At 73.7% G+C, this 26,325-nt stretch carries 27 protein-coding genes and 3 pseudogenes; 24 read left to right on the top strand and 6 right to left on the bottom strand.

Annotation, left to right across the window (positions count from 1 at the left end; translation table 11 throughout):
* Positions 1-28: 28 nt before the first annotated feature.
* The 7 genes from MF408_RS02375 to mreD all read left to right on the top strand — a co-directional run bounded on the left by MF408_RS02375 (position 29) and on the right by mreD (position 7,159).
* Positions 29-610, top strand: coding sequence for a phosphoribosyltransferase family protein (locus MF408_RS02375; RefSeq protein ID WP_240250109.1), 582 nt, complete (start codon positions 29-31; stop codon positions 608-610).
* Between the two features lie 761 nt (positions 611-1,371).
* The gene (gene raiA, locus MF408_RS26520; RefSeq protein WP_345893832.1) at positions 1,372-2,742 is read left to right on the top strand and encodes a ribosome-associated translation inhibitor RaiA; all 1,371 of its coding nucleotides are present in this window, start codon (positions 1,372-1,374) and stop codon (positions 2,740-2,742) included.
* Between the two features lie 50 nt (positions 2,743-2,792).
* On the top strand, positions 2,793-4,013 hold the full coding sequence (locus MF408_RS02360; RefSeq protein WP_240250108.1) for a crosslink repair DNA glycosylase YcaQ family protein: 1,221 nt from the start codon (positions 2,793-2,795) through the stop codon (positions 4,011-4,013).
* Positions 4,014-4,034: 21 nt separating this feature from the next.
* Positions 4,035-4,442, top strand: coding sequence for a nucleoside-diphosphate kinase (gene ndk / locus MF408_RS02355; RefSeq protein ID WP_240250107.1), 408 nt, complete (start codon positions 4,035-4,037; stop codon positions 4,440-4,442).
* Between the two features lie 207 nt (positions 4,443-4,649).
* On the top strand, positions 4,650-5,681 hold the full coding sequence (locus MF408_RS02350; RefSeq protein ID WP_275693319.1) for a rod shape-determining protein: 1,032 nt from the start codon (positions 4,650-4,652) through the stop codon (positions 5,679-5,681).
* Positions 5,682-6,098: 417 nt separating this feature from the next.
* A complete protein-coding gene (gene mreC / locus MF408_RS02345; protein ID WP_240250106.1) occupies positions 6,099-6,623 on the top strand; it encodes a rod shape-determining protein MreC in 525 nt (174 codons plus the stop codon).
* A complete protein-coding gene (gene mreD / locus MF408_RS02340; protein WP_240250105.1) occupies positions 6,620-7,159 on the top strand; it encodes a rod shape-determining protein MreD in 540 nt (179 codons plus the stop codon). The genes mreC and mreD overlap by 4 nt, the downstream gene beginning before the upstream one ends.
* A gap of 85 nt (positions 7,160-7,244) precedes the next feature.
* On the opposite strand, the gene MF408_RS02335 is transcribed toward mreD, so the two are convergent.
* The gene (locus MF408_RS02335; protein ID WP_240250104.1) at positions 7,245-7,406 is read right to left on the bottom strand and encodes a hypothetical protein; all 162 of its coding nucleotides are present in this window, start codon (positions 7,404-7,406) and stop codon (positions 7,245-7,247) included.
* On the opposite strand from MF408_RS02335, the pseudogene MF408_RS02330 reads away from it, so the two are divergent.
* The 6 genes and pseudogenes from MF408_RS02330 to MF408_RS02300 all read left to right on the top strand — a co-directional run.
* A pseudogene (locus tag MF408_RS02330) lies at positions 7,348-7,611 on the top strand (penicillin-binding protein 2); the annotation flags it as partial. The gene MF408_RS02335 and the pseudogene MF408_RS02330 sit on opposite strands and share 59 nt — an antisense overlap.
* 88 nt (positions 7,612-7,699) lie before the next feature.
* The gene (locus MF408_RS02325) at positions 7,700-8,749 is read left to right on the top strand and encodes a penicillin-binding transpeptidase domain-containing protein (protein ID WP_345893831.1); all 1,050 of its coding nucleotides are present in this window, start codon (positions 7,700-7,702) and stop codon (positions 8,747-8,749) included.
* Between the two features lie 81 nt (positions 8,750-8,830).
* Positions 8,831-9,283 (top strand): penicillin-binding transpeptidase domain-containing protein, encoded by a 453-nt coding sequence (locus tag MF408_RS02315; RefSeq protein ID WP_240250103.1) that lies wholly within the window; start codon positions 8,831-8,833, stop codon positions 9,281-9,283.
* Positions 9,280-10,497, top strand: a complete 1,218-nt coding sequence (gene rodA / locus MF408_RS02310; RefSeq protein WP_240251591.1) for a rod shape-determining protein RodA — start codon at positions 9,280-9,282, stop codon at positions 10,495-10,497. Before MF408_RS02315 ends, rodA begins: the two co-directional genes overlap by 4 nt.
* The gene (locus MF408_RS02305) at positions 10,494-10,979 is read left to right on the top strand and encodes a diadenosine tetraphosphate hydrolase (protein WP_240250102.1); all 486 of its coding nucleotides are present in this window, start codon (positions 10,494-10,496) and stop codon (positions 10,977-10,979) included. Before rodA ends, MF408_RS02305 begins: the two co-directional genes overlap by 4 nt.
* Positions 10,976-11,266 (top strand): hypothetical protein, encoded by a 291-nt coding sequence (locus MF408_RS02300; RefSeq protein WP_240250101.1) that lies wholly within the window; start codon positions 10,976-10,978, stop codon positions 11,264-11,266. Before MF408_RS02305 ends, MF408_RS02300 begins: the two co-directional genes overlap by 4 nt.
* Positions 11,267-11,513: 247 nt before the next feature.
* On the opposite strand, the gene MF408_RS02295 is transcribed toward MF408_RS02300, so the two are convergent.
* The 3 genes from MF408_RS02295 to MF408_RS02285 form a co-directional block, all read right to left on the bottom strand.
* Positions 11,514-11,687 carry a hypothetical protein gene (locus tag MF408_RS02295; protein ID WP_240250100.1) on the bottom strand — a complete coding sequence of 58 codons (174 nt, stop codon included), beginning with the start codon at positions 11,685-11,687 and terminating at the stop codon, positions 11,514-11,516.
* A 166-nt stretch (positions 11,688-11,853) separates the two neighbouring features.
* On the bottom strand, positions 11,854-12,225 hold the full coding sequence (locus tag MF408_RS02290; protein WP_240250099.1) for a hypothetical protein: 372 nt from the start codon (positions 12,223-12,225) through the stop codon (positions 11,854-11,856).
* On the bottom strand, positions 12,170-12,928 hold the full coding sequence (locus MF408_RS02285) for a hypothetical protein (protein WP_240250098.1): 759 nt from the start codon (positions 12,926-12,928) through the stop codon (positions 12,170-12,172). Before MF408_RS02285 ends, MF408_RS02290 begins: the two co-directional genes overlap by 56 nt.
* 300 nt (positions 12,929-13,228) lie before the next feature.
* On the opposite strand from MF408_RS02285, the gene MF408_RS02280 reads away from it, so the two are divergent.
* From MF408_RS02280 to MF408_RS02265, 4 genes are all read left to right on the top strand, one after another.
* The gene (locus MF408_RS02280) at positions 13,229-13,624 is read left to right on the top strand and encodes a methyltransferase domain-containing protein (RefSeq protein WP_240250097.1); all 396 of its coding nucleotides are present in this window, start codon (positions 13,229-13,231) and stop codon (positions 13,622-13,624) included.
* Complete coding sequence (locus MF408_RS02275; RefSeq protein ID WP_240250096.1) at positions 13,624-14,025, top strand: hypothetical protein; 402 nt, start codon at positions 13,624-13,626, stop codon at positions 14,023-14,025. The genes MF408_RS02280 and MF408_RS02275 overlap by 1 nt, the downstream gene beginning before the upstream one ends.
* A 150-nt stretch (positions 14,026-14,175) precedes the next feature.
* A complete protein-coding gene (locus MF408_RS02270) occupies positions 14,176-15,204 on the top strand; it encodes a YcnI family protein (RefSeq protein ID WP_240250095.1) in 1,029 nt (342 codons plus the stop codon).
* Between the two features lie 175 nt (positions 15,205-15,379).
* Entirely contained in the window at positions 15,380-17,026 is a 1,647-nt protein-coding gene (locus tag MF408_RS02265) for a copper resistance protein CopC (protein ID WP_345893904.1), read from the top strand.
* 21 nt (positions 17,027-17,047) lie between these two features.
* Here the strand turns inward: MF408_RS02265 and MF408_RS02260 are convergent, their stop codons facing one another.
* Complete coding sequence (locus MF408_RS02260) at positions 17,048-17,731, bottom strand: hypothetical protein (protein WP_240250094.1); 684 nt, start codon at positions 17,729-17,731, stop codon at positions 17,048-17,050.
* 292 nt (positions 17,732-18,023) lie between these two features.
* Between MF408_RS02260 and MF408_RS02255 the strand changes: the two are divergent.
* Positions 18,024-19,993, top strand: a pseudogene (locus MF408_RS02255) (TIGR03960 family B12-binding radical SAM protein).
* A gap of 76 nt (positions 19,994-20,069) precedes the next feature.
* Here MF408_RS02255 and MF408_RS02250 read toward each other — a convergent pair.
* Positions 20,070-20,477: a hypothetical protein gene (locus tag MF408_RS02250; protein WP_240250093.1), complete on the bottom strand. Its 408-nt coding sequence runs from the start codon at positions 20,475-20,477 to the stop codon at positions 20,070-20,072.
* Positions 20,478-20,548: 71 nt separating this feature from the next.
* On the opposite strand from MF408_RS02250, the gene MF408_RS24765 reads away from it, so the two are divergent.
* The 6 genes and pseudogenes from MF408_RS24765 to MF408_RS02225 all read left to right on the top strand — a co-directional run bounded on the left by MF408_RS24765 (position 20,549) and on the right by MF408_RS02225 (position 26,250).
* A complete protein-coding gene (locus MF408_RS24765; RefSeq protein WP_275693318.1) occupies positions 20,549-20,671 on the top strand; it encodes a hypothetical protein in 123 nt (40 codons plus the stop codon).
* A gap of 152 nt (positions 20,672-20,823) precedes the next feature.
* Positions 20,824-21,363: pseudogene (locus MF408_RS02245) on the top strand (crosslink repair DNA glycosylase YcaQ family protein); the annotation flags it as partial.
* An 88-nt stretch (positions 21,364-21,451) separates the two neighbouring features.
* A complete protein-coding gene (locus MF408_RS02240; protein WP_345893903.1) occupies positions 21,452-22,015 on the top strand; it encodes a crosslink repair DNA glycosylase YcaQ family protein in 564 nt (187 codons plus the stop codon).
* Positions 22,016-22,031: 16 nt separating this feature from the next.
* A complete protein-coding gene (locus MF408_RS02235; RefSeq protein ID WP_240250092.1) occupies positions 22,032-22,757 on the top strand; it encodes a TIGR03936 family radical SAM-associated protein in 726 nt (241 codons plus the stop codon).
* Between the two features lie 417 nt (positions 22,758-23,174).
* Positions 23,175-23,705, top strand: coding sequence for a hypothetical protein (locus MF408_RS02230; RefSeq protein ID WP_240250091.1), 531 nt, complete (start codon positions 23,175-23,177; stop codon positions 23,703-23,705).
* Positions 23,698-26,250: an Rne/Rng family ribonuclease gene (locus tag MF408_RS02225; protein ID WP_345893830.1), complete on the top strand. Its 2,553-nt coding sequence runs from the start codon at positions 23,698-23,700 to the stop codon at positions 26,248-26,250. The genes MF408_RS02230 and MF408_RS02225 overlap by 8 nt, the downstream gene beginning before the upstream one ends.
* The last annotated feature ends 75 nt before the right edge of the window (positions 26,251-26,325 follow it).

The following is a 26,325-nucleotide window of genomic DNA, read 5'->3' as shown; positions in this document are numbered from 1 at the left end:
CGGCGCTCCCACGGCACGCCGCGCCCGCGTGGCCGACACCCACCCCCACCGGCCTCGCGCCGCCCTACGCCACCGGCCCCTACGCCGACACCCTCCGCGCCATGGTCCTCGGCCACAAGGAACGACGGCTGCTCGCGCTCGCCCGCCCCCTCGGCCGGCTGCTCGCCACGTCCGTCGCCGCCGCCCTCACCGACCTCACCGCGCGCCCGAACGCCCCCCACGCTGCTCGTACCCGTCCCCTCCCGGCCCGCCGCCGTCCGCCAACGCGGGCACGACCCCACCCTCACCACCACCCGCCGCGCAGCCGACCACCTCCCGCGCCGCCGGCCGACCCACCACCGTCGCCCGGCTCCTCCGCAGCCGGCCCGGCGTCATCGACCAGGCCGGGCTCACCGCCACCGAGCGGCACGCCAACCTCACCGGCTCCATGGCCTGCCCCGCAGCCGTCGTACGCCGGCTCCGGTCGCCCCGCGCCCACGTCGTCGTCTGCGACGACGTGCTCACCACCGGCGCCACCGCCCGCGAAGCACAACGCGCCCTCGAGGCCGCCGGCGTCACCGTCCTCGCCGTCGCCACCGTCGCCGCCACCGCCCGCCGCGCCGGTCCCTGAGCCCCCCGACGGCCGCGCCACACCCCCTGCCACACCCGTGCCACAGCCGTTCCGCCGGGGCAGCGCTTTGAACGCTTGACTCCACGCACTACCGTCTCATCATGGAGTCCGCCCGGGTCCGTGGTTGCGTCGTCCCGACGCCGCGGGCGAAGCCCGGGCCAGGACGACAAGCCGATGCCAGTCGCAGGCGAAACGGCCCACGTAAGTCGCCCACCGCGGCGACGATCACGGTGCGGCTTAGTCGTAAGTCCTGCCTCGCGCCGGCCACCAGATGTGGCCGACCGTGGGAGAGGGTCAGTAGTGGCACCCAAGCTGCGAGCGCCCCAGCAGGCGGGTGTGGGGCAGAAGACCAGGTCGGCCGGGCGGACTCCTGTTTTACTTGCGCGAGCGTGTCGCAGGCGGTGCTTGCCGCCCGGAGCCTCGCAAGCTCGGCCCCGGGGGCTGCGCACCGCGGCGGCTTCGCCGCCTTGCGACACGCTGCCGCGCCGCAGTCGAGGTCTCCCCGGTGCGAGGTTTTTGGCGGGCGCACGGCCGCAGCTCGGTGCGAGGTCCGCTGGCGGCGCACGGCCGCGGCACGGTGCGGGGTTCGCTGGCGGGTCGCGGTCGCACCCTCTGTTCTTCTCGTCGGCGTGGGGTGCCGGCGCTTGTCGTCCGCCGGGTCGCGTGGAGCGAGGGCGGGCCGGGTCAGCGTGGGGAGGGTGCGCTGACCTGACGTAGTGATCCCATCCAGCAGGTCCCATCAACACCATGTGGAGGTACAGATGGACGTCGTCGTCACCGGTAGGCACTGCGAGATCTCGGACCGGTTCCGGGCTCATGCGGCGGAGAAGCTGACGAAGCTGGAGAAGCACGATCATCGGATCATGCGGGTGCACGTGGAGGTCGACTACGAGCCCAACCGCCGCCAGCACCCCCACGCCGTGCACGTCGAGCTCACCGCCTACTCCAAGGGCCCCGTGATCCGCGCCGAGGCCGCCGCCGACGACAAGATGTCGGCCCTCGACCTCGCCCTCGACAAGATGGCCGCGCAGATGCGCCGCGCGGCCGACCGCCGCCGCGTCCACCGCGGCCGCCGCACGCCCGTCTCCGTCGGGAAGGCCCTCGCCGCCGTGCCCGTCGACGGCACCCCTGCCGACGACGAGGCGACCGACACCGGCGACCACGTCGAGGAGCGGCAGGTCGGGCCGATCACCGTCACCGGCGACGGCCCGCTCGTCGTGCGCGAGAAGACCCACCACGCCACCCCGATGACGCTCGACCAGGCGCTCTACGAGATGGAGCTCGTCGGGCACGACTTCTACCTGTTCGTCGACAAGGAGAGCGAGCGGCCCTCGGTGGTCTACCGGCGGAAGGGGATACGACTACGGCGTGATCTCCCTCGACCTCGGCGCCGACGACTAGACCTCCGGTCCCGCACGTGGGCAAGGTCACGTTCTGCCGGATCCCTGTGTGATGATGCGGCAATGGTGAGTCCGAACGAGCCGGTGCGGGTGCTCGTGGTCGATGACCAGGAGCTGTTCCGTCGCGGCCTGACCATGCTGCTCGGCACCGAGCCGGGCATCGAGGTCGTGGGGGAGGCCAGCGACGGGACCGAGGGCACCGACCTGGCGATCAGGTCCGCACCCGACGTGGTCCTGCTCGACGTGCGGATGCCGAAGCAGTCCGGCATCGAGGCGTGCGTCGCGATCAAGGAGGCGCTCCCGACGACGAAGATCGTCATGCTCACCTCCTCCGACGAGGAGGCCGACCTCTACGAGGCCGTCAAGAGCGGCGCCTCCGGCTACCTGCTCAAGGACTCCTCGATCGAGGAGGTCGCCCAGGGCATCCGCGTCGTCGCCGAGGGCCAGTCGCTGATCAGCCCGTCGATGGCGGCCAAGCTCATCGACGAGTTCAAGACCATGTCGAAGCCCGAGCGCGCCTCCGGGCCGGCGCTCAAGCTCACCGACCGTGAGCTCGAGGTGCTGCGCCTCGTCGCGAAGGGCCTCAGCAACCGCGACGTCGCTCAGCGCCTCGCCATCAGCGAGAACACGGTCAAGAACCACGTGCGCAACATGCTGGAGAAGCTGCAGCTCCACTCCCGGATGGAGGCCGTCATGTACGCCGTCCGCGAGAAGCTGGTCGACCTGGGTTAGGCGGCCGCGGCACGTGGGCCTTGTCGGTGCGGATCCCTAGGCTCGGGTTCGTGCAGTCGCTCTCGCTCGCCCAGGCCCGACGGGTGGCCCTCGCCGCCCAGGGGTTCACCGACCCGTCGCACGCCGCGCCCACGCTGCGCACGCTCGCGCGCACCGTGGGGCGCACCGGCGTGCTCCAGGTCGACTCCGTCAACGTCCTCCAGCGCGCCCACTTCATGCCGTTGTACTCCCGGATGGGCCCCTACGACGTCGACCTGCTGCGCCGCGCCGCGACCGGGCGGCGGCGCCGGCTGGTGGAGTACTGGGCGCACGTGCAGGCGTTCATGCCGGTCGACCTGTGGCCGGTCATGGAGTTCCGCCGGCGCCACTACCGCGACCAGCGCGGCAAGTGGTGGAAGGCGCTCGACGACGACCAGGTGGCCGCCGTGCTCGCCGAGGTGCGGCGGCGCGGCCGCCCGGTGACCGCCCGCGACCTCGACGACGGTGCGCCGCGGGCCAAGGAGCACTGGGGGTGGAACTGGTCGCAGGCCCGGGTCGCCCTCGACTACCTCTACATGTGCGGCGAGGTGGCGGTCGCGGGCCGCAACGGCCAGTTCGAGGTGCAGTACGACGTGCCCGAGCGGGTGCTGCCCGCCGAGGTGCTCGACACCCCGCCCGTGCCGCGGGCGGAGGCGGTCGTCGAGCTGGTGCGTCGGGCTGCCCGGTCGCACGGCGTCGCGAGCGCCCACTGCCTCGCCGACTACTACCGGATCGGGGTCAAGGACGCGCAGGCCGCGGCGGCCGAGCTGGTGGCGGCGGGCGAGCTGGAGCCGGTGCGGGTGGAGGGCTGGCGGCGCCCGGCCTACCTCCACCGCGACGCGCGGCTGCCACGCCGGGTCGCCGCCCGCACCCTGCTCAGCCCGTTCGACCCGGTCGTCTGGGAGCGAGCACGCACCGAGGCGCTTTTCGACTTCCACTACCGCATCGAGATCTACACGCCGGCGGCGAAGCGGGTGCACGGCTACTACGTGCTGCCGTTCCTCCTCGGCGACCGCGTGGTGGGCCGGGTCGACCTCAAGGCCGACCGTGCCACCGGCACCCTGCTCGTGCCCGCCGCGTTCGCCGAGCCGACCGCACCGCCCGAGACCGCGTCCGAGCTCGCCGCCGAGCTGAGGCGGCTCGCGGGCTGGCTGGGTCTCGACCGGGTCGAGGTCGGCGCCCGCGGCGACCTGGCTCCCGCGTTGCGGGCCGAGGCCGCAGCCGGGGCCGGTGCCGTGCCCGCGCCCGGATGAGGCCCCGCTAGTGTTCCGGGCGTGACCCAACGCACTCTCGTCCTGATCAAGCCCGACGCGGTCCGCCGCGGCCTCGTCGGCGAGGTGCTCTCGCGGTTCGAGGCCAAGGGCCTGACGATCGTCGCGATGGAGCACCGCACGATCGACGCGGCCCAGGCCGACGCCCACTACGCCGAGCACGTCGAGCGCGACTTCTACCCGCCGCTGCGCGCCTTCGTCACCGGCGGGCCGCTGGTCGCCCTGGTGCTCGAGGGCGACCAGGCGGTCGAGGTGGTGCGGGCGATCAACGGCGCCACCGACGGCCGGAAGGCCGCGCCGGGCACGATTCGCGGCGACCTCTCGCTCTCCAACCGCGAGAACCTCGTGCACGGCTCCGACTCGCCGGAGTCGGCCGAGCGCGAGATCGCGCTCTGGTTCCCCGACCTCTGATCCGGCTGTCCCACTGATCACATCCGTACCACCCGTCACGGCGTGTCCGCGCAGCCGGGACGGGTGATTTACCTACGCTCGCAGGCGGGGAGCCCCGGATGTGCGCCCGAGGTTCCTCCCGGCGTCCGTCCGTGAGGGCGTCCGCCGGCTTCCCCGTCGCGCACGGTCGGGTCCACGGGCGGACCCGGAGACGTCTGCGAGGCATGCGTGAGGGCCAACAGCATCATCGGCCGCGACATGGCGGTCGACCTCGGCACCGCCAACACGCTGGTCTACGTCCGCCGCAAGGGCGTGGTGCTCGACGAGCCCAGCGTGGTCGCGCTCAACGACACCACCGGTGACGTCATCGCCGTCGGCCAGGAGGCCAAGGCGATGGTGGGCCGCACGCCCGACAACATCACGGCGCTGCGCCCCCTCCGGGACGGCGTGATCGCCGACTTCGAGGCCACCGAGCAGATGCTGCGGCACTTCATCGCCCGCGTGCACCGCCGCCGCTACTTCGCCAAGCCGCGGATGGTCATCTGCGTGCCCAGCGCCATCACGCCGGTCGAGCAGCGCGCGGTCAAGGAAGCCGGCTACCAGGCCGGCGCGCGCCGGGTCTACATCGTCGAGGAGCCGATGGCCGCGGCGATCGGCGCCGGGCTGCCCGTCCACGAGCCGACCGGCAACATGGTCGTCGACGTCGGCGGCGGCACCACGGAGGTCGCCGTGATCTCCCTCGGCGGCATCGTCACCAGCCTCAGCATCCGCACGGCCGGCGACGACCTCGACCAGGCGATCGTGGCCTGGATGAAGAAGGAGCATGGGCTGATGCTCGGCGACCGCACCGCCGAGGAGGTCAAGGTCACCCTCGGGTCGGCGTTCCCGGCGCCGGGGGAGCCGGAGGGCGAGGTCCGCGGACGTGACATGGTCTCCGGCCTGCCCCGGACGGTCACCGTGACCAGCGCCGACGTACGGCTGGCCCTCGAGGAGCCGCTGCACGCCATCGTCGACGCCGTCCGCGGCACGCTCGACCAGACCCCGCCCGAGCTGGCCGGCGACATCATGGACCGCGGCATCGTCCTCACCGGCGGCGGTGCGCTGCTCCGCGGCCTCGACGAGCGGATCCGGCACGAGACGGGGATGCCGGTCCACGTGGCCGAGGACCCGCTGGTGTCGGTCGCGCTCGGCGCCGGCCGGTGCGTGGAGGAGTTCGAGGCGCTCCAGCAGGTCCTCGTCACCAACCCGAGGCGCTTCTGATGGCGCTCGACACCCTCCACCCGCGGCCGGTCCGGAAGGTCGCCGCGCCGCGCGACCGCCGCGAGGAGCAGCGCGGGTTGCCGTCCCGCTCGCTGCTGGCCGCGCTCGTCCTGGCCTGCGTGACGCTGATGGTCGTCGACCGCGCCGGCGGCGAGGACTCGCCGGTCGAGCCGGCGCGCCGGGTGGCCGGCGAGGTCCTCGGACCCGCCCAGGCCGGCGCGTCCGCGGTGCTCGGCCCGGTGGTCGGCGTCCCCCGACGCCCTGCGCAGCAACGCGACGCTGCGCGAGGAGGTCGCCGACCTCGAGGCGCGCAACGCCGCGCTCGCGGAGCAGCTGCGCACCAGCGGCTACGACGACAACCGGCTGGCCGAGCTCGACGGGCTCCGCGCCGTCGCGGGCGACCTCGGCTACGCCCTGGTGCCCGCGCGCGTCGTCGCGGTGGGCCCGGCGCAGTCGTTCTCCCACACGGTGACCATCGACGCCGGCTCCGACGCGGGGCTGCGCCCCGACATGACGGTGCTCAACGACGACGGCCTGGTCGGCCGGGTCACGGCCGTCACCAGCCACACCGCGACCGTCCGCCTCCTCGTCGACCCCGGGTCGGAGGTCGGCGGCCGGATCGGCGACAACATGGAGCTCGGGTTCGTCAAGGGCCGCGGCGAGCTCGGTGACGACGGGCGCCTCGACCTCCAGCTCATCGACCGCGGCGTGGTGCCGCGGCAGGGCCAGGAGGTCGTGACCTGGGGAGCGAGGGCGGCGCGCCCTACGTCTCCGGCGTGCCGATCGGCGAGGTCGCCGACGTCTACGAGTCCCCTGCGTGACGGCACCTACCGCGCTGGCGTCGAGCCGTACGTCGACTTCACCGCCCTCGACCTGGTCGGGGTGGTCGTCCCGTCCGGCGAGGGCGTGATCGAGGTCGACGGGAGCGTGAGGATCCGATGAGGGGCACCCCGCGGCTGGTCGCCGCCCTGCTCACCCTGCTCACGGCGCTGCTCCTGCAGGTCACCGTCTTCCCGCACCTCGCCTGGAACGGCGTCGTGCCCGACCTCGTGCTGCTCGTCGTGGTCGGCGCGGCCCTGGTCACCGACCCGCGGTTCGCGACCCTGCTCGGCTTCGGCGCCGGCCTGCTGCTCGACCTCGCACCCCCCGCCGACCACGTCGCCGGCCGGTGGACGCTCGCGCTGCTCGTCGTCGGCTACGTCGTCGGGCGGCTCGCCCACGACCACCAGGCGCTGACCGGGCGGCCGTCGTACGGGCTGATGGTCGTGGCCGGTGCCGGCGGCTCCTTCGTCGGCACCTCGGTGTTCGCCCTCACCGGCGTGCTGCTGCGCGACCCGGTGGTCGAGGTCGGCCAGCTGCTCGAGGTCGTGCTGACGGCCCTGGCCTGGGACGCGCTGGCCGCCCTCGTCGTCGTGCCCGCGACGGTCTGGCTGTTCACCCGCGAACCCGGTCGTCGGACCGCGCCGGCGCTGCGATGACGGCCTCGCACCGCAGCCGGCTCCGGCTGATCGTCATCCAGGCGCTGGTGTTCTCGCTGCTCGCCACGCTCGCGGCCCGCCTCTACTACCTGCAGGTGGTGACGGGGGAGGAGTACCAGGGCCGTGCGGCGTCGCAGTCGGTGCGCGACATCGTCGTGCAGCCGCAGCGCGGACTGATCGTCGACGCCATGGGCCGGCCGCTCGTGACCAACCGGCTGACCTGGGTGGTCTCGATCGACACCACCATGCTCGGGCGGATGGACGAGGCCGACCGGCGCACGCTGCTTCGCCGGGTCGGCCGGGTCGTGAGCAAGAAGCCCCGTCAGATCGAGCGCCGCCTGGTGCTCTGCGGACGCGAGGGCTCGGTCGAGGGCGTGTGCTGGAACGGCTCGCCCTACCAGCCGGTGCCGGTCGCGCACGACGTCGGCGACGCCGCCGCGCTGCGCATCAACGAGCAGCCCGAGGACTTCCCGGGGGTCGTCGTCGAGCAGCAGACGCTGCGGGAGTACCCCCCGGCCGTTCGGCGTCAACGCCGCCCACGTGCTCGGCTACCTCAGCCCGATCACCAAGGGCGAGCTGGAGGCGGCCGAGGACGCCGGCGACACCTCCGTCAACGGAGCGTCGGTGGTGGGCCGCGCGGGCGTGGAGAAGGAGTACGACGAGTGGCTGCGCGGCCAGCCCGGCTACCAGCAGGTCAAGGTCAACGCCAACGGCGAGGTGATCGGCGACCGCGGCGACCCAGGCGACCTCGCGGCCCAGCCCGGCGACACCCTCGTCACCTCCATCGACGCCAAGGTGCAGGCGGTCGTCGAGGAGCAGCTGCACGAGATGATCGAGACCGCGCGGGCCACGGTCGACCCCGTGACCGGTCGGCCCTACGTGGCCGACTCGGGCGCCGCGCTCGTGATGGAGGCCGACACCGGGCGGATCGTCGCGATGGCCAGCCAGCCGACGTACGACCCCTCGGTGTGGGTCGGCGGGATCACCCAGAAGCAGCTCAAGCGCCTCTACTCCGAGGCCGCCGGCACGCCGCTGCTGGGTCGCGCCACCCAGGGCCAGTTCGCGCCCGGCTCCACCTGGAAGCCGTTCATGACCGCCGGTGCCCTCACCAACGGCTACGACGCCGACACCCGCCTCAGCTGCTCCTCCGCGTTCCGGGTCGGCAACCGCGACTTCAAGAACTACGAGTCCGGCGCCTACGGCTACATCTCCTTCGCCCAGGCGCTGGAGGTCTCCTGCAACACCTTCTTCTACCGGATCGGCTACGACTACTGGCAGCGCTTCGGCTCCGACGTCTCCGACGTCGACGCGAAGGACCCGCTGGTCGCCGAGGCCAAGGAGTTCGGCTTCGGCAGCGCCACGGGCGTCGATATCCCGGGGAGGCCTCGGGCCGGATCGCGGACCGCACGTGGAAGCGCGCCTACTACAAGTCGCAGAAGGACTACTACTGCGGCATCGCCGACAAGCCGCAGGACGCCGACACCAGCGACTTCGTCTACACGTTCGCGCGCGAGTTCTGCATCGAGGGCTACGCCTACCGCGCCGGCGACGCGGTCAACTTCGCCATCGGCCAGGGCGACACCATCGTGACGCCGCTGCAGCTCGCCCGCGCGTACGCCGCGCTCGTCAACGGCGGCGTCCTGTGGGGAGCCGCGGGTCGGCAAGGCCATCGTGTCGCCCGACGGCGAGGTGATCCGGCGGATCAAGCCGGAGAAGCAGGGCGAGGTCGACGTGCCGGCGCCGGTGCTCGGCTACATCGACGAGGCGCTCAAGAACGTCAGCCGGCAGGGCACGATGGCGTGGCGGCTCGGCGGCTTCCCGCTCGACGAGGTGCAGGTGCGGGCCAAGACCGGCTCCGCGGAGGTCTACGGCAAGCAGTCGACGTCGTGGGTGGCGTCCTACACCGAGGACTACGTGGTGGTGATGATGGTCAGCCAGGGCGGCACCGGCTCCGGGACGTCCGGGCCGGGCATCCGCAAGATCTGGGAGGCGCTCTACGGCGTCCGCGGCGACCGGGTCGTCCCGGCCGCGGCCGCCATCCCCGGCACCGTCCCGCCGGACGGCCTCCCGCGGTTCGGGCGCGACGGCTCGATCATGCCGCCCGTGCGGGAGGAGGAGCGATGAGCAGCCCGACCACCCGCGTCTCCGCCCGCTCGCGCCGCACCGGGCCCAGCGCCTGGTCGCGGTGGGCCGACCTCGACCTGGTGCTGCTCGGTGCGGTGGTGGCGCTCGGGCTGCTCGGCTGCCTGCTCGTCTGGTCGGCCACCGTCAACCGCGACGACCTCACCGGCGGCGACCCGCGCGCGTTCCTGGCCAAGCAGGTGCTCAACCTCGGCATCGGGCTGGCGCTGATGGCGGCCGTCGCGGCGACGGACCACCGGTGGGTGCGCATCCTGGCGCCGGTCGGCTACGGCCTCGCCGTCCTCGGGCTGGTGCTCGTGCTGGTCATGGGCACCACCGTCAACGGCTCGCGGTCGTGGCTGATGATCGGCGGCCTGTCGCTGCAGCCGTCGGAGCTCGCCAAGCTCGCCGTCGTCGTCGGGATGGCACTGGTCGTCGCGGAGCGGAGCGAGGGCCGGTGGCGCGACCGCGTCGGCACCGTCGACGTGCTGCTGATGCTCGCCGTGGCCGCCGTACCCGCGACGCTGATCCTCGCCCAGCCCGACCTCGGCACGATGCTCGTCCTCACCGCCACCGTCTTCGGCGTGGTCGCGGCCTCCGGGGCCCACCGGCGGTGGCTCGCCGTCCTCGCCGGCGGCGGCGTGGCCGTGGCGGTGCTCGCGGTGACCACCGGCTTCCTCGAGGACTACCAGGTCGACCGGTTCCTCGCGTTCACCGACCCGACGCTCGATCCCCGGGGCGCGGGCTACAACGTCGAGCAGGCGCGGATCGCGGTCGGCAACGGCGGGATCTTCGGCCAGGGCCTCTTCGACGGCTCGCAGACCGGCTCCGGCTTCGTGCCCGAGCAGCACACCGACTTCGTCTTCACCGTCGCCGGTGAGGAGCTCGGCCTGGTCGGCGCGGGCCTGGTGATCGCGCTGCTCGGCATCGTGCTGTGGCGCGCCCTGCTGATCGCGAGCCGAGCCGACGACGTGTTCGGCCGGATCGCCGCCGCGGGCATCGCCTGCTGGTTCGGCTTCCAGGCGTTCCAGAACATCGGGATGTGCGTCGGCATCATGCCCGTCACCGGCGTGCCGTTGCCGTTCGTCTCCTACGGCGGGTCGTCGATGTTCGCGGGCATGCTCGCGGTCGGCCTGCTGCAGAACATCCACCGGCGCACCGTCACCGGGCCGGCGGCGCGCCTGCAGCCCGCCACCCGCGTGCTGGTCCGCTCGTGACGGCCGGCGACTTCCGGGCCGACCGGGTCGGCAGCGCCCTGGCGGGCACGAACCCGACGGTGCTGCGCCGGCTGCGCGCCGGGTTCGCCGTCATCGGCGACGTCCAGCACCTTCCCGGCTACTGCGTGCTCATCACCGACACCCCGGGTGCCGACCAGCTCACCGACCTGCCGCCCGACCGGCAGCTGCTCTTCCTCGACGACATGGCCGTGCTCGGCCGGGCGGTCGCCGCCGTCTGCCGACGCCGCGAACCCCGCTTCCGGCGGGTGAACCTCGAGATCCAGGGCAACACCGACGCCTTCCTGCACGCCCACGTGACGCCGCGCTACGACTGGGAGCCCGCCGACGTCGTCGGCTGGCCGGCGGCCCTCCACCACTGGACCGGCCTGGTCGACCCGGCCCGGCACGCACTCGGCCCCGAGCACGACGACCTCCGGGCCGACCTGGTGGCGGAGCTGGGACGCCAGGAGACGATCCGGTGAAGGAGACCTACCGCGGCGGCGACCCGGACCCCGGCGCGGAGCCGGGCCTCACTCCGGCTGCGGAGGAGACGCCCGTCGAGGCGATCGTCGAGGTGGACGGGGAGCGGTTCTCCTTCCAGCCCGACGGCTCGAGCGGCACCCACTACACCTGGCTGACCGGCCCCGACCCCGACTACGGCTTCAGCTCGAGCCCCACCACCGGCTGGACGGCCCACCAGCACGTCGCCAACATCCGCGACTTCCTCTCCCAGATCGACCCGGCCACCGGCTACCTCGGCGAGGAGTGAGGAATCGGGCGGCGCGGGCCCGCGTCGCGGGGGGCCGCGTGCCGCCCGGGGACGTCATACGGATCGTGGGCGATCGCCCTCGGCACGTATGACGTCCGCGGCTGGCGCTGGGCGGAAGCGCAGGGGCCCGGGTTGTGCGGTTGATCGCGGTCATCTGGTGACGGGGATCCACCGCGCAGGCCCGCGAGGCGGTGTCTTGGCATGCCGCTGGCCCCGCCCGAGACGGCGGGGTGCGGGGGCGCGGCAGCTACTCCTCGGGTGGGTCGGTGCCGGCCTCGTCAGCGGGGTGGAGGGCTCGGGTGCCGGCGGGGGTGACGAGGTAGTGGTGCGCGGAGGGGCTGGTCCACAGGTAGACCGTCGGGGCGGGGCGTTCGTAGCTCCAGCCGGCGTGGGTCTTCGCGCGGTGGTGCCCCCGGCACAAGGCGGCTTCGTTGCACGGACAGGTCACGCCGCCCTGGGCGTGGGGGACGGTGTGGTCGACGTCGCAGCGTTCGGCGCGTTTGGTGCAGCCGGGGAACGCGCAGTGGTGGTTGCGCTGGACGACGATGCGGCGGTGGCGGTCGGGGACCTCGTAGGCGTCGATGGGCTCACACCCGGCGAGGTCGAGGACCGGGCGGACGATGATCCGCCCCGCGGTCCCCGCACCAGGCGCGGATCTGCTCGGCCGTGACCGGGACCTGCAGGTTCTGCAACCGACCCACGCACGCCCCTTCGGACGCGGCGGCGTCGTCGCCGAGGGCGGTGTCGGTGAGGTGGACGAACAGCTCGACCCCACGCCCGCCACTCGCGCTCGGTCGGCCCGTCTCTTCCTCGTCGGAGTCCAGGGTGGTGAGGTCGAGGGTGAGCTGGTCGCGGGCGATCTCCCCGACCGCCTTCGCCCGCCGCACGTCCACCGGGTCCTCATCACCCAGGCCGGCGAGCTCCTGGGCCTTGCCGCTGACCGCACGTTCGAGATCCATCGCGTCGGCGACATCGAGGACCCCGTCCACCGCGACGACGCCGTCGGTGCCGGCGTGGTCGAGGTCGATGTCGAAGCGCCGCGTCTCCTCCGCGCGTTGGCGCCTTGCTTCGGCGAGGTCGGGCTGGAACCGGGTGATCGCTTCTTCGATGAGCCGGTCGATCTGCGCCCACGAGCAACCCGCGACGAAGGGGGGCGAGGTGGTGGTCGACGAACCCGACCGCTTCGTGGTTGAGGAGGCGGGTCTGGTCGGCGATCCGTAGCGCCTTCCACACCGGCAACAGCCCCTCTTCGACCTTGGCCCAGATCTCGGGGAGTCGGTGGCTCAGCTCGACGACGCAACCCACGTAGGAGCGGGCCGAGTCGAGGGAGCGGCCGAGGATGGGGGCGAGCTCGATGATCGCGAAGTCACTGATCAACGGAGCCCCCTCACCCGCGACCGGGAGGCCGGTGTCGAGGCCCCGTTCGGTCAGGGTCGCCGCGCCGTCGGTGGTGGGGATGGTGTTGAGGTTGGCCCAGTGCGCGATCCGCTGGACCAGGGCGAGCTCGCGGGCCGCGATCACCGCCCGGTCCTCCGCGACCAGCTCGAGCAGCTCGTGGGTGAACGTCTTCACCGGCACCTCGGATCCGGCAGGCTCGGTCTCGACCACCCGCGCCGCAGTCGCGGCGGGGAGGTCGAAGAGCGGCGCGGTCCCGAGTTCCATGAGGCCTAGTCAACACGCCGCCACCGACATCGCCCGATGCTCAGAACCCTGCTGTGGAAAGGGAATCGGCCCATCGATGCCTGTGGACGACAAGTGGGCCGAACACCCCTCTGCCACCTGCGACGCCGCCAGCCGACAGCGACGCGCAACCCCTCGTCGTACCCGTCTCGACCCCGACCACAGAACGACGACCCGAAGCAACCCGGCACGCGGTCGGAGCCACCAGCCAACCGCCGCGACCACCGCGGCGGGAAGCCGCGCCTCCTCGTCCTTCGGCAGCCGCCAGCGATACTCGACCCCGTGGACCTGTTCGCCGGCGCGGCCGCCTACTACGACCGGTTCCGGTCGGAGGTGCCGGACGAGGTCGTCCGGCTCCTCACAGCAGACCTCGGCAACCGGCGCGGTCGCCTCCTCGACCTGGGCACCGGCACAGGGATGGTGGTCGCTGCGTTGGCGGCGGCGTTCGACGACGTGATCGCGGTCGATCCCGATCCGGCGATGCTGGAGCAGGCGAAGGTGCACCCGGACGCTCGCGACGTGACGTGGGTGCGTGCCCGGGCGGAGGACTTCTCCCCACCGGACGGCTGGGGAGCCCGACCTGGTCACCATCTGCCGGGCCTTCCACTGGATGGACCAGGGAGGCCGTCGCCGCCCGGATCGACTCCTACGGCGGCGCCGGCACGGCGGTGGCGGTGATGGGCGACGGCAGCGTCTGGACGTCGGCGCAGCCTTGGAAGGTGGCCGTCCGCGAGGTGATCCAGGACTTCCTCGGCGTCGAACGGAGGGCCGGCCGCGGGAGCTTCCCGGCCGGCCGGCACCGGCCGTTCGCGGAGGTCCTGGCCGGTTCCGGGTTCCCCGAGGTCGAGGAGCACGTGGTCGAGACCTGCCGGCCGCGTGACGTCGAGTCGGTGATCGGCTACCTCCACTCGACCTCGTTCGCCGCCGAGCACCTCTTCGGCGATCGGGTGGACGAGTTCCGCGACCGGGTGCGCCACGTGCTGGCATCGCACCTCGTGGACGGCGTGGTCGAGGACCGCAACGAGTTCCGCCTCGTCCTGGCCCGCCGCGCCACGCCGACCACCCCTCCGCCATCATGAGACCGTGCTGATGGTCCGTCGTGCGCCGCGAGGGGGAGTCCCCTGTCCTCGCTGCTCGTCGCGACGGAGACCACGGCGGCGCTCGGCATCGCGCACACGGCGGCGGGCGGCGAGCGGCCGTCGGCGGGCTGGTTGCTGGTGGTGGCGGCGATGGTCTACGGCGCCTCGCGGCTGGTGCTGCGGCGCAACGTGCGGATCCGCGTGGTGCTGCCGGCGCTCGTGGGCGCCCAGGTCCTGCTGCACGCGTGGCTGGTGACGCTGAGTGGTCACGGCACCACGCACGGTGCCCAGGACGGTCCGCTCGGGCTCGGTTGGCCGATGCTGCTCGCCCACCTCGCGGCGGGGGCCGTGGCGGCCCTGGCGTGGGCGCTGCGCCGGCGTGCGGTCGACGTACTGCTGGCCTGGCTCGACCCGGCGCGGGCCGTGCCGCCGCTCCTGCGGGAGCGGGCCCCTGCGGCAGGGCGGCGCGGCGCCGCGGCGGCGCGACCTCGTCGTCGCGCCGACGCGCGGTCCGCCGCGGGTGGTCGTCGCGGCTGCCTGAACCGGTCCCTCGGGTCCGGTCCTGCGGTCGCGCGCGCCTGCCGACCCGGACCAACCAGAGACACGAGACGAGGAACCACCATGACCGTACGACGCACGTCCACCCGCGCTGCCGCTGTCGCCGTGGCGACCGGAGCGGTGGTCGCCATGGCGGCCGCACCCGCGAGCGCCCACGTGACCGTCAGCCCCGACACCACTGCCGCCGGCTCCTACGCGGTGCTCACCTTCGCGCTGGGACACGGCTGCGACGGGTCGCCGACGACCCGGCTGCGCATCGCGTTCCCGGAGGAGATCCCGCAGCCGACGCCGACCCGCCACCCGCTGTGGCAGGTGGAGACGGTGGAGGAGACCCTCGACGAGCCGATCACCGACTCGCACGGCAACCAGATCACCGAGCGGGTGAGCGAGGTCGTCTACACCTCGCGGCAGCCGCTCGAGGACGGGGTGCGGGACTCCGTGGCCATCTCCGTGCAACTCCCCGACCTGGCCGGTGAGACCCTCACCTTCCCGGTCGTCCAGGAGTGCGTGGAGGGCGAGAGCCCGTGGACGGAGACGGCGGCCGAGGGCCAGGACCCCGACGAGCTGGACAACCCGGCGCCCCCTGATCACCCTGACCGAGGGCGAGGGCGGCCACGGTGACGCGGCGTCGGCGACCGAGGAGCCCGAGGAGACCGGCGAGTCGGAGCAGTCGGCCGCCGAGGCCGAGGAGGCCGACGACGAGGGCTCCGGCCTGGCCCTGGCCGGCCTGGTCGCCGGGATCCTCGGGATCGTCGTCGGCGGCGTCGCGCTCCCTGCGGGGGCGGAAGGCCTGACCGTGCTGGCGCGTGCGTCGGCGGCGGCGCTGCTCGCCGTGCTCCTCGTGGGCGCGGTGGCGGCGCCGGCGTCGGCGCACGCCAGCCTGGTCGGCACCGACCCCGCCGAGGGGGCAGTGGTCCCCGAGGCGCCGGCGGAGGTGACGTTCACCTTCGACGAGCCGGTGTCGGTCGTCGACAACGGCGTGGCCGCCTACGACGCCTCCGGCGCGCCGCTCGAGGTCGAGGCAGCGGCCCAGGACGAGGTGGTCACCGCCGGCCTGCCGGCCGACCTCGACGACGGCACGTACGTCGTCGTCTGGCGGGTCGTCTCCTCCGACGGCCACCCCATCGCCGGGTCGCTGACCTTCCACGTCGGCGCACCCAGTGAGGAGGTCGTCCCGCCCGAGACGGCCGCGGAGGGCTCCGGCTCGATGCGGTCGGTGGCGAGCCTCGTCCAGGCGGTCTCCTACGTCGGCTTGCTCCTCTGCGTCGGCCTGGTCGTCTTCCTGGGGTGGACGCTGCGCGGGATCCGGGTGCGCGACACCGTCCGGCGACGCCTGGTGCGAGTCCTCCGGTGGGCCGGCGCCGTGGCGGTCGTCGCAGCCGCGGTCGCCGTCCCGGTCGCAGGCGCCTACCAGCGCGGCGTCGGGCTCGGTGGCCTGCTCGAGGGGGCGTCGTACGACCCCGACCTGGTCAGCGGCCGCCTCATCGTCCTGGCCCACCAGGCGATCGGGCTGGGGCTCGCGTGCGTGCTCATCGGGCGGCCGCGCGACGAGCGCACGCCACCGCCGTCGCTGGCCGACATCGGTGCCGCGTTCGCGGTGTGGTCGCCGGCGCTGGTCGGGCACACCCGGGCCTACGAGCCGGCCAGCCTGCTCGTGCTGACCGACGCGCTGCACCTGACCGCCGGTGCGGTCTGGCTCGGCGGCCTGACCGGCCTCGCCCCTCACCCTGCCGTCGCTGGCGGGCCGGGAGCGGGACGGCGCCCGGCTGCTCAGCCGCTTCTCGACCGCGGCCGGAGGCCTGCTCCTCGTCATGGCCGCCGCCGGCGTCGTGCTGGGGTGGCGGATCCTCGGCTCGTGGAGCGGCCTGGTCGACACGACGTACGGACGGCTGCTGCTGGTGAAGGTCGGCCTGGCGCTGGTCGTGGTGGCGATCGCCGCCTGGAACCGGTTCCGCCTGCTCCCGCGGGTCGTCGCCGGTCCGCACGACGCGCGCCGGGCGACGGCGTACGCCGTCCGCCGCACCGCCGGCGCGGAGGCGCTGGTGATCGTCGCGCTGCTCGGCGTCACCGGCTTCCTCGCCGAGCAGCCGCCGCGCGCGGAGCAGACCACCCCGCCGGTCGCGGCGGGCGGCGGCGTGGCGGTCGGGACCGCCGGCGACCACCGGGTGCTGGTGCTGCTGACCGGCGAGGGTGCCCGCCGCACCCTGCAGGTGCAGGTCCAGGACGAGACGGGGGAGCCCGTCGACCTGGCCGGCGCCCCGCAGGTGTCGGCGCGCTCGGACGGCGGCGGGGGAGCCGACGCCGTCGACCTCGGCCGGGTGCCGGTCCGTCCCGTCGCGGCGGGCACCTACGCCGGCGACGTGACCCTGCCGACGTCCGGCGAGTGGGAGGTGCAGGTCAGCCTCCCCGTCGGGGGAGTTCGACAACCCGGTCACCACCCTGACCGTCGACGCCGGCTGAGCGGCTACCGGACCGCCGCCGTGACCGGCACGGTGTGCACGAACCCGTCGAGCCGCACCTGGACGAAGAACCGGAACTCGCCCGGCTCGTCGAAGGTCGTGTGGAACGTGAGCCGGGTGCCGTCCTCGGTCTGCTCCGGCTCGCCGTACGGGTGGACGTGGACGTAGCCGGCGCTGCCGTCGGTGGGGAAGCCGGTGAGGTGGGCGTAGGTGCCGAGGTAGCTGCCGAGGGACACCGCGCCCTCGGCGCCGACCCGGCGCACGGTCAGGGCCAGCCGGCCGTCGGGACCGACCTCGCCGGTGCCGTCGACCGCCACCTCGACCGTGCCGTCGTCGCCCGACGCGCCCTGCGTGCCGGCGGGAACGGTCGCGGGCCGCCAGCGGCCCGGCAACGTCCGGTCGACACCGAGCGCGACCGGGCGGCCGTCGCCCTCCTCCGGCACGAACTCGGCGAGCACGCGGTAGTCACCCGGCTGGGTGAGGTCGACCGGCGCCGACCAGGTGCCGTCGCGGGAGAGCACCGGGTGGAGGTGGCGGAACTCCGCGAGGTCGGTGCGCACGACGTAGAGGTGGAGCGGCTTGGTCTGCTCGAGGACGTACGCCGTGACCGGATCGCCGGCCCGGTCGAGGATGCGGAAGCTCACCTCACCGGTGCCCCCGGCCGAGCCGGTGAGCCGCACGCCGGCCATCCGGTAGCCGCCGGCCGCCGCGGTCGAGCCGTCGCCGTGCGGCTCGGCGTCGCTCTCGCCGGGGGGCGTGGGTGTGGCCCGCGCCCTCGGAGGCGGGGGGTGAGGACGATCCGGTCGGAGTCGGGCTCCGCCGCGTCGTCGTCGCCGCCGCAGGCCGCCAGCAGCAGGGGGAGCGAGGCCGCGGCGACGAGCAGCGCCCGGGAGCGGCCCGGCGTGGTCGCGCTCATGGCGGCGAGTCTAGGAGGGCTCGCCGACTCGGCCGGGGCGGGGCGGCCGCCGTACGCTGGAGCCCATGTCTGCTCAGTCCGTGTTCGACCGTCTCGAACCCCACCTGCTGTCGGTCTCGAAGCCGATCCAGTACGTCGGCGGCGAGCTCAACTCGGTCGCGAAGGAGTGGGACGACCCCGACGGGCGCGCCGCGGGTGCGGTGGGCGCTGATGTACCCCGACGCCTACGAGGTCGGTCTGCCCAACCAGGGCGTGCAGATCCTCTACGAGGTGCTCAACGAGCGGCCGTGGATCCTCGCCGAGCGCACCTACGCGGTGTGGCCGGACATGGAACGGGTGATGCGCGAGCAGGGCATCCCGCAGTTCACCGTCGACAGCCACCGACCCGTGGGGGCGTTCGACCTGCTCGGCGTGAGCTTCTCCACCGAGCTGGGCTACACCAACCTCCTCAACGCCCTCGACCTGGCCGGCGTCCCGCTGCACGCCGTCGACCGCACCGACGAACACCCGGTGGTGATCGCCGGCGGACACGCGGCGTTCAACCCCGAGCCGATCGCCGACTTCGTCGACGCGGCCGTGCTCGGCGACGGCGAGGAGGTCGTGCTGGCGATCTCCGAGGTCGTGCGCGAGTGGAAGGCCGAGGGTTGCCCGGCCGGGGACATGCCGTCGGGCCGGCTCGAGCTGCTCCGCCGCCTCGCGGTGAGCGGCGGCGTCTACGTGCCGCAGTTCTACGACGTGCGCTACGACGCCGCGGGCCGGATCTCGGCCGTGGTGCCCAACCAGCCGTGGGCGCCGGACCGGGTGCGCAAGCACACGCTGATGGACCTCGACGCCTGGCCCTACCCCCGCCAACCCGCTGGTCCCGCTCGCCGAGACCGTGCACGAGCGGTTCTCGGTGGAGATCTTCCGCGGCTGCACGCGCGGCTGCCGGTTCTGCCAGGCCGGCATGATCACCCGGCCGGTCCGCGAGCGGTCGATCACGACGATCGGCGACATGGTCGACAACGGCGTGCGCAAGACCGGCTTCGAGGAGGTCGGCCTGCTCTCGCTGTCCAGCGCCGACCACACCGAGATCGGCGACGTCGCCAAGGGGCTCGCCGACCGTTACGACGGGTCCAACGTCTCCCTGTCGCTGCCCTCCACCCGGGTCGACGCCTTCAACATCACGCTCGCCAACGAGTTCTCCCGCAACGGCCGCCGCTCCGGCCTCACCTTCGCCCCCGAGGGCGGCAGCGAGCGCATGCGCAAGGTGATCAACAAGATGGTCACCGAGGAGGACCTGATCCGCACCGTCGCCACGGCGTACTCCCACGGCTGGCGGCAGGTGAAGCTCTACTTCATGTGCGGGCTCCCCACCGAGACCGACGACGACGTGCTGCAGATCGCCGAGCTTGCGAAGAAGGTGATCGCCAAGGGTCGCGAGGTCTCCGGCCGCAACGACATCCGCTGCACCGTGTCGATCGGCGGGTTCGTGCCCAAGCCGCACACGCCGTTCCAGTGGGCGGCGCAGCTCGACGTCGAGACCACCGACGAGCGGCTCCGCAAGCTGCGCGAGACGGTGCGCGCCGACAAGCGGTACGGACGGGCCATCGGCTTCCGCTACCACGACGGCCAGCCCGGCATCGTCGAGGGACTGCTGTCCCGCGGCGACCGCCGGGTCGGCCGGATCATCGAGGAGGTGTGGCGCGACGGCGGCCGGTTCGACGGCTGGAGCGAGCACTTCTCCTACGACCGCTGGGTCGCCGCGTCCGGGCGTGCGCTCGCCGGCACCGGTGTCGACCTCGACTGGTACACGACCCGCGAGCGCGACTACGACGAGGTGCTGCCCTGGGACCACCTCGACTCCGGCCTCGACAAGGACTGGCTGTGGGCCGACTGGGAGGACGCCCTCGCCGTGGCCGACGGGTCCGCCGACGTGGAGGTCGAGGACTGCCGCTGGACGCCCTGCTACGACTGCGGCGTCTGCCCGGAGATGGGCACCGAGATCCAGGTCGGGCCGACGGGGAAGAAGCTGCTGCCGCTCAGCGTGGTGTAGGCGCGGGCCGAGCGACACGGCGCCCCAGTCCCCCCCGGCGGCGGCCCCACGACCGCCCGACGGCGACCGCAACCCGTCAGAGGATCGGCTCGGTGAGCTTCTCGTCGGACTCGACGAAGCAGACGAACTCGTCGCCGGCGTCCGGGCTGCTCGGGTCCTCGGTGACGACCTCGAGCGCGGTGAGAGCGTCGCCGCCGACCGCCTCGCCGATCGCCGTGAGGTCCTCCACGGGGAGGGCCTCCACGCAGACCGCGGTGGTCAGCTCGGTCCCGGCGCCGTCCTCGCCGATGGTGCCGACGTGGACGATCTCGCCGTCGTGCTCCTCGGTGCACTCCTTCTCGCGCAGCAGCACGTCGCCGCCGTCGTCGGTGACGTCGATGCACTGACCGACCTCGGCCTCCTCGAGGGAGATGTAGCTGTTGAGGAAGCTCACGCCGGCGGCGAGGCCGATGCCGGCGGCCACCCACGCCGCCAGGCCCAGCACTCCGAGGACGAGACCGGCGATGGCGAGCCCACGTCCCTTGCGCTGCCCCTCCCTTGGTCCGCTTCAGGCCGATGAAGCCGAGGATCACCCCGACGGGTGCGCAGCAGACCAGGCTGCTGATCAGTGCCCCGATCGAGACGCCGTCGGTGCTGGTGGTCTGCGGCCCGCCCGGAGCGCCGCCCGGGGCGCCGTAGCCGGGGTAGGACGGCGTGCCGTAGGGGTTCGAAGGCTGCTGGCCGTAGGGGTTCTGGCCCTGGGGCTGCTGGCCGTACGGGTCGTTCGGGGGAGTCGTCACGGCCTGCAGCCTAGGGGAGCGGTGCCGCCTTGTCGGTGGTTCGGGTGCACGATGGGCCGCGTGCGCCACATCACCGACACTGAGAGACGAGCTCGTCTCGCGCGACGGCACGGCCTTGCCAGCGGCCATGCCGACGTCCTCAGCGCCACCCGCGCGATGACGGTGCTGCACGCCACGGAGGCGGCCACCGTCCACCTCGCGCTGTGGGCGCGGGTGCCGGGCGTGAGCGTCGCCGACGTCGACGCTGCGCTCTACGACGAGCGCAGCGTGGTCAAGCAGCTCGCCATGCGGCGCACCCTCTTCGCGTTCCCGCGCGACCTGCTCCCCGCCGCCTGGGGGAGCGCCGCGGCCCGCACCGCCCTCCAGCAGCGCAACCAGCTCGCGAAGAACGTCGTCGCGGCCGGCCTCGCCGACGACGCCGACGCATGGATCGCCGACGCGTGCCGGGCAGTGCTCGACCGGCTCGCCGACGGCGAGGCACGCACCACCCAGCAGCTGCGCGCGGAGGTGCCGGCGCTCGACGGCCGCGTCGCCATCGGCACGCCCGGGAAGAAGTGGAGCGGCGAGTTCCCGATCGGCGCGCGGGTGCTGACGCTGCTCGGGGCGGAGGGACGGGTGCTGCAGGGCGGCGAACGCCGGCCACTGGCGGCTCAACCGGCCGAGCTGGACCCGCACCGACCTGTGGCTGGGGGAGGAGCCGGTGCCGTTGCCGGAGCCGGAGGGGTACGCCGAGCTCGTGCGTCGCTGGCTCGCGACGTTCGGCCCGGGCACCGAGGCCGACATCGTGTGGTGGCTGGGCGCCACCAAGGGCGCGGTGAGGCGGGCGCTGGCCGACGTGGGCGCCGTGTCGGTCACGCTCGACGGCGGCGGCACCGGGTGGGTCCTCGCCGACGACCTCGACGAGGAGGACCCGGTCGAGCCGTGGGCGGCCCTGCTGCCGACCCTCGACCCCACGGTCATGGGCTGGAAGGAGCGTGGGTTCTACCTCGACCCGGCGGACGTCCCCTACCTCTTCGACACCAACGGCAACGCCGGCAACACCGCGTGGTGGGACGGCCGGGTCGTCGGCTGCTGGGTGCAGGACGACGACGCCGCGGTGCGCGTGCTGCTCCGGCACGACCTCGGCGAGGAGGCCCGGGCCGCCCTCGACGCACAGGCCGAGCGGCTGACCGCCTGGCTCGACGGGGTGCGGATCGTCAACGTCTACGCCTCCCCGCAGATGAAGGGCCTCGAGCTCACCTGACCTAGCATTCTCGGCCGTGCCCCGTCAGCAGCCAGAGCAGCAGGCCCCGCCCGTCCAGCGGCTGCGGGTCCGGTACGCCAAGCGCGGTCGCCTGCGGTTCACCAGCCACCGTGACGTGAGCCGGGCGGTCGAGCGGGCGGTGGTCCGCGCCGGGATCCCCATGGCCTACTCCTCCGGCTTCCACCCGCACCCGAGGATCTCCTACGCCGGCGCCTCACCGACCGGTGCCGCGAGCGAGGCCGAGTACCTCGAGCTGGGCCTCGCCGACCGCCGCGAGCCGGCGGAGGTCGGGCGGGCGCTCGACGAGGCCTTGCCCGCGGGGCTCGACGTGCTCGCCGTGGTCGAGTCGCCCGGCGGGGCGCTCGCCGACCGGCTCACCGCGAGCCGCTGGGTGGTGGAGCTCCGCGACGCCGACCGCGCCGGGCTCGAGCAGGCCGTGGCCCGATTCGTCGCAGCGGAGAGCGTCACGGTGGAGCGGATGACGAAGAAGGGCCTGCGGAGCTTCGACTGCCGGGCAGCGGTGGCGGTCCTGACCGTGGCGACCGCCGGGGAGGAGGCGACCGGTGCGCCGGCGCTCGAGCTCGTGCTCCGCCACACGGAGCCGGCCGTCCGGCCCGACGACGTGCTTCGCGGGTTGGCCGAGGTCGCCGGGTTCACGCCCCCGGCGCCGCCGCTGCTCACGAGGCTCGCGCAGGGGCCGCTCGACGAGGCGACGGACGCGGTCGGCGACCCGCTCGGATAGCGGGCGGCGACGCGCGCGGCGCCACGCCTGGGGGCCGGGGATACCGGGCCCGTGGGGGCCCTGTGCGATACTCGGCACAGATCGGCTCGTACGGCGGACCCTCCGACGAGGAACCGTACGGACCGGTTCGACGACGTTCTCGCCGGGTCCGCAGTGGAATGCGGGGCCGGCACGGTGGAGGTCGAGACCTCACCAGACCGCGACGCGGGCGGACGGATCGGTGACAGCGGTCCGTGACCGGGGAAACCCTCCGGCGCAGCGCGACCGCGGTAGGTGGGGGGTCGGTCCCCAGTGACGCTCCGCGGAGGGTGTCGTCCAACCGAAGGCTTGCGCCTGTCGGACCCGGCCTGCCCGGTTCCGGACGGCGATGGACACGCCCCGGGGCGCCGCGAGGCGGCCGGGGCGGAGGAGCAGCACATGGCTGACACGCCCGTCGACCCGAGCGACACCGTCGACAACCCGACCCCCGGCCCCGACGAGGCAGTCGCAGCCGCGGCGCCCGGCGGTGAGGCCGCCCCCGAGACGACGGCCTCCGAGACGACGGCCCCCGAGAAGCCGGCGCGCAAGAAGCCGGCGAAGAAGGCCGCGGCGAAGCGGAAGCCGGCCAAGAAGACGACGGCCAAGCCGAAGGCGAAGGCGGCCGCCGAGGAGCCCGTGGTCGAGGAGCCCGTGGCCGACGAGCCGCCCTCCGAGGAGCCCGTGGCCGAGGAGCCGCCCGCCGAGGAGCCCGCGGTCGAGGAGGCGCCGGCCGAGGAGGACCAGGCGGTCACGATGCCGCTGTTCAAGGCGCCGGAGCCGGTCACCACCACCCGCCGCCGGAGGAAGCCGGCCGCCAAGCGGGTCGCCGCCGAGCCCGTCGAGCCGGCCGAGACGCCGGCTGCCGACGCCGACCCGACCGCGGCGGCCGACGCAGCCCCCCGACGACACCGGGGCCGCAGAGGTGGCTGAGGACGTTGCCGCTGCCGAGGGTGGGACCACGGAGCCCGACCTCCGGCCCGAGACCGACGCCGAAACCGACGCCGAGACCACGGAGCCCGACGCCGACACCGACACCGACGACAAGTCGGAGAGCGACGACGACGAGGCCGACGAGAGCGACGAGGGCGGGAATGGGTCCGGCCGGCGGCGTCGCCGCCGCGGCGGGCGTCGTCGCCGCAAGTCCGGCGGCGGCAGCTCCGACCAGGCCGGTCAGGACGGCCAGACCGGCCAGGACGACCCAGCCGAGCAGGCCACCGACGGTGCCGCGGCGCAGGGCAAGCAGGAAAAGCAGAAGCAGGACAAGCAGGACAAGCAGGAGGGCGACCGTCCCAAGGACGAGTCGGCCGCCGACGGCGACGCCGGCGAGGGTGGCCAGTCGAGCTCCTCGCGCCGCCGTCGTCGGCGCCGTCGGGAGGGCGACTCCGACAACGGCTCCGACGAGCCCGGCACCGTCACCAAGGTCCGCAAGGCCCGCTCCGCGGAGGACGAGATCACGGCGGTCTCCGGCTCGACCCGCCTGGAGGCGAAGAAGCAGCGCCGTCGTGAGGGCCGGGAGGCCGGGCGGCGCCGGGCGCCGATCATCAGCGAGGCCGAGTTCCTCGCCCGCCGGGAGTCGGTCGAGCGGGTGATGGTGGTCCGCCAGCGCAACGACCTGACCCAGATCGGTGTGCTCGAGGACAAGGTCCTCGTCGAGCACTACGTCGCCCGCGAGTCGCAGACCTCGCTGATCGGCAACGTCTACCTGGGGCGCGTGCAGAACGTGCTGCCCTCGATGGAGGCGGCGTTCATCGACATCGGCAAGGGCCGCAACGCGGTCCTGTACGCCGGCGAGGTCAACTGGTCGGCCCTCGGTCACAAGGACGGCGAGCCGCGGAAGATCGAGTCGGTGCTGACGTCCGGCCAGACCGTGCTGGTCCAGGTCACCAAGGACCCGGTCGGGCACAAGGGCGCCCGGCTCACGAGCCAGATCAGCCTCGCCGGACGGTTCCTGGTCTACGTGCCCGACGGCACCACCAGCGGCATCTCCCGCAAGCTCCCCGACACCGAGCGCGCCCGGCTCAAGACCCTCCTCAAGGAGATCGTCCCCGAGTCCGCAGGCGTGATCGTCCGCACCGCCGCCGAGGGCGCCTCGGAGGAGGAGCTGACTCGTGACGTCGAGCGGCTCAAGGCCCGGTGGGAGGACATCGAGGCCAAGTCCAAGAAGGGCAGCAGCGCGCCGCAGCTGCTGTACGGCGAGCCCGACCTGACGCTCAAGGTCGTCCGCGACCTGTTCACCGAGGACTTCGCCAAGCTCGTCGTGCAGGGCGACGACGCCTGGGAGACCGTGCACGGCTACGTCGAGCACGTCGCGCCCGACCTCGCCGACCGGCTCGAGCACTACCGCACCGACGTCGACGGGGAGACCCGACCGGACGTCTTCGCGGCGTACCGGATCGACGAGCAGATCGCGAAGGGCCTCGACCGCAAGGTCTGGCTGCCGTCGGGTGGCTCGCTCATCATCGACCGCACCGAGGCGATGACGGTCATCGACGTCAACACGGGCAAGTTCACCGGCTCGGGCGGCAACCTCGAGGAGACCGTCACCAAGAACAACCTCGAGGCGGCCGAGGAGATCGTCCGGCAGCTCCGGCTCCGCGACATCGGGGGCATCATCGTCGTCGACTTCATCGACATGGTGCTCGAGTCCAACCGCGACCTGGTGCTGCGTCGTCTGGTCGAGTGCCTCGGCCGCGACCGCACCCGCCACCAGGTGGCGGAGGTGACCTCCCTGGGCCTGGTCCAGATGACCCGCAAGCGGATCGGGACCGGGCTGCTCGAGGCGTTCAGCGAGACCTGCGACCACTGCCAGGGCCGCGGCCTCATCGTCCACGAGCTGCCCGTCGAGCCGCGCCGCGGTGGCGACGAGGAGTCCTCCCGGCGCGGCGGCGGACGCCGCCGGCGCGGGAAGGGCGGCGGCCAGCCCGACCAGGCCGACGAGAGCGCGAGCCCCAAGGCGGTGCCGTCGCCGAAGGACATCGCCGCCATGGCGAAGCCCCCTGCGGAGGACGGGGAGCCCGCCGACCGGCCGGAGCAGCCCGCCGAACGACCTGAGCAGGCACAGACCGAGCAGACCGAGCCCGAGCAGCCCGAGCAGCCCGGACCCGCGCAGCCCGAGCCGGTGGCCGAGGCGCCCGCGACGGAGCCGTCCACCGCGGAGGACTCCGCCGAGGACACCGCCGAGGAGCAGCCGGAGGAGGCCCCGCCCGCTCCGGTGACCAAGGTCGTGACCCGCACCCGGCGCCGCGCCGCCAGCCGCCCCGCCGGCCCGCCGGTGGTGACCGAGGAGCCGGCCGAGGAGCCGGCCGGGGAGCCGGCACCGGCCGACGGACAGGCGGCCTCCGACGGCGACGCGGCCGACGGCGGCGAGGTTTCCGAGGTTTCCGAGGGCTCCGAGGGGGCCGGAGGGGCCGAGGTGTCCGACGAGCCGCAGGTCGAGCACGTGCCGGTGAAGAAGCGGGGCACCCGCAAGCGCTGACCCGGGCGCGGTGGGCCACGGCGTTTTGCCGTGGTCGACGGGGATCCGTACTATGGAACGTCGGTGCGCGCTGGT

This window comes from Nocardioides sp. TF02-7 (assembly GCF_022437945.1).
GTDB lineage: Bacteria > Actinomycetota > Actinomycetes > Propionibacteriales > Nocardioidaceae > Nocardioides.
This window is presented reverse-complemented; position numbering and strand designations above follow the sequence as displayed.